Here is a 2,696-nt window from a genome sequence, read left to right as displayed (position 1 = left end):
GTGCCGGTTTCCCGCCTCGACCCGTCCGCCGGCATGGACGACATCCTGCTGCTGGCGGCCACCGAGACCACCTCGGTGGCGGACATCGACGCCCTGGTCGCCGCCCTTTCCCGGAGGATTCGCTGATGAGCCTCAATTCCGTCGGCCGTCCCACCCGGCCCGCCTCCGACGCCCCCGGCGCGGGCTTCGCCTCCCTCAGCGGCGGCCGCGGCCTCCTGCAGGACGAGGCGCTGATCTTTGAGCGGGACTCCTGGGAGAGCAGCGGTGTCGACCTGCCCGCCCCCGAGGCCGGCGCCGAGGACCTGGCGGGCCTCGTCCGGGCCGAGCCCCTGCGCCTGCCGGGCCTCTCCGAGCCGGAGACGGTCCGCCACTATGTCCGCCTGAGCCAGAAGAACCACGCCATCGACCTGGCCCTCTATCCGCTGGGCTCGTGCACGATGAAGCACAACCCGCGGCTCAACGAGAAGCTGGCCCGACTGCCCGGCTTCGCCGACCTGCATCCCCTGGCCCCGGTCTCGGCGGTCCAGGGCGCCCTGGCCCTGATGGACCGGCTGGCCCACTGGCTGAAGACCCTGACCGGCATGCCGGCCGTCGCCCTGTCGCCCAAGGCGGGCGCCCACGGCGAGCTCTGCGGCCTGCTGGCCATCCGCGCCGCCCATGCGGCGGCCGGCCAGACCCAGCGACGGATTGTCCTGACTCCGACCTCCGCCCACGGCACCAACCCGGCGACGGCGGCCTTCGTGGGCTATGACGTCGTGGAGATCGGCCAGACGGCCGACGGGCGCGTGGACCTGGCCGACCTCGCCGCCAAGCTGAGCGAGGAGGTGGCCGCCATCATGGTCACCAACCCCAACACCTGCGGCCTCTTCGAACGGGACATCCTGGAGATCTCCCGGCTGACCCACGCGGCGGGCGCCTATTTCTACTGCGACGGCGCCAACTTCAACGCCATCGTCGGCCGGGTCCGCCCGGGCGACCTCGGTGTCGACGCCATGCACATCAACCTGCACAAGACCTTCTCCACGCCGCATGGCGGCGGCGGGCCGGGCTCGGGACCGGTGGTGCTGTCGGAGGCCCTGGCGCCCTTTGCGCCCACGCCCTGGGTGGTTCACGACGCCGGAGGGTTCCGGCTCGTGGAGGAGACCGAGGCCGAGGCGGCCCGGGCCTTCGGGCGCATGACCGCCTTCCATGGCCAGATGGGCATGTTCGTCCGGGCCTACGCCTACATGCTGAGCCATGGCGCCGACGGCCTGCGCCAGGCGGCCGAAGATGCGGTGCTGAACGCCAACTACATCAAGGCCCGGCTGTCGGGCGTGATGAGCGCCGCCTTCCCGGACGGCCCCTGCATGCATGAGGCCCTGTTCGACGACCGGTGGCTGGAGGGAACAGGGATCACCACCCTGGACTTCGCCAAGGCCATGATCGACGAGGGTTTCCACCCCATGACCATGTACTTCCCGCTGGTCGTGCACGGGGCCATGCTCATCGAGCCGACGGAGTCGGAATCCCTGGCCGAGCTCGACCGGTTCTGCGACGCCCTGATGGGCCTTGCCGGGGCCGCCCTGGCGGGTGATGCGGAGCGCTTCACCTCCGCTCCGCACCTGGCCCCCCTGCGCCGTCTGGACGAGACCCTGGCCGCCCGCAAGCCCCGTCTGACCTGGCGCGAGCCCGAACCGGGTGTGGCGCCGGCGCCGCTCGCTGCGGAATAGCGGCGTCTATCCCCCCGGGGGAGGTCGCCCCTCGATCCGGACGGCTTTACGCGCCCCGGTCGGGGTCGCATAGGCTTGAGCGTCCCCGGCGGGAGTGTTCCGCCGGCGGGCCTGATTCGGGGTCAGATCACTGTGGAGCCACCTTCTCCGGACCCGCGTCTCCGGCGCAGCCCCCTTCCCAATGCGGTCAGGGCGACGGGTGTTGTGCGTCGGCGCCATTTTCCTGTCGCGGCGACACCCCATATGACACCTCCCATGGAGACCCGGACCCTTTCCGCCGTCTCGAGTCAGCGGAATTGAAGTCGGTGTCCGAGGCGCCAAAGGACAGATCATCGGTCTACCGCGAGGCGGATGCCCTCGCGCGCGCCTTTGTATCCGGAATCGCTCGGACAGGTCTCACCGTAGGCGGACTTATCCTGGTGGTGGCCGGCGTCGTCATCGCGCCGCTTCCGGGTCCTCTTGGTCTTCCGGTCACGGTGATCGGGCTGATGATGGTGCTTCGGGGGTCCTTCCGCGCCAAGCGGGAGTTCGTCCGCCTGCAGAATCGCCACCCGAAGTTCGTCAGGCCCCTGCGTCGTCTGCTCCGGCGCGACCCGGAGATCATTCCCTTCGTCTGGCAGCAGATGCTGCGGGTCGAGCGCCTTGTGCTTCCCCGGCGTTTCCGGTTCCTCGTCAAGACGCGGAAGAAAATGAAGGGGCGCCGCCGCACGCCGGATTAGGACGGCCTCCAATCAAGGCTGGACCCCGCCGGAAGCTCCCCATCGGGAAAGCCATTGCGCCGGCCGGGCTCAGCGCAGCTTTTCAGCGATCAGCGGAATTGCGCGGTCGATGAGCGGATCGGACTTGGTCGCGGCGAGGCGGCCGGCGAGGACCTGCTCGGCCATGCGCGCGGCGAGATCCACGGCGGCGGCGCGCACCTCGGCCTCGGCCTGGGCCTCTGCGTTGGCGATCTTGCGCTCGGCCAGCTGCTGGCGACGGGCGAGGGAC

The 2,696-nt window shown here is 70.4% G+C and carries 2 protein-coding genes and 1 pseudogene; 2 read left to right on the top strand and 1 reads right to left on the bottom strand.

The genetic code is table 11. The features are described from left to right. The first annotated feature begins 125 nt into the window (after window positions 1-125). Both gcvPB and IM632_RS13200 read left to right on the top strand, forming a co-directional pair. Window positions 126-1,709 (top strand): aminomethyl-transferring glycine dehydrogenase subunit GcvPB, encoded by a 1,584-nt coding sequence (gene gcvPB, locus IM632_RS13205; protein ID WP_296481578.1) that lies wholly within the window; start codon window positions 126-128, stop codon window positions 1,707-1,709. Between the two features lie 305 nt (window positions 1,710-2,014). Beyond that, window positions 2,015-2,428 carry a hypothetical protein gene (locus tag IM632_RS13200; RefSeq protein WP_296481577.1) on the top strand — a complete coding sequence of 138 codons (414 nt, stop codon included), beginning with the start codon at window positions 2,015-2,017 and terminating at the stop codon, window positions 2,426-2,428. 69 nt (window positions 2,429-2,497) lie between these two features. Here the strand turns inward: IM632_RS13200 and IM632_RS13195 are convergent. Continuing rightward, window positions 2,498-2,696 (bottom strand): annotated as a pseudogene (locus IM632_RS13195) (ATP F0F1 synthase subunit B); the annotation flags it as partial.

This window comes from Phenylobacterium sp., from assembly GCF_020402505.1.
GTDB lineage: Bacteria > Pseudomonadota > Alphaproteobacteria > Caulobacterales > Caulobacteraceae > Phenylobacterium.
Note: the sequence above shows the minus strand (reverse complement) of the source record. Positions and strands in the feature narration are given on the sequence as shown.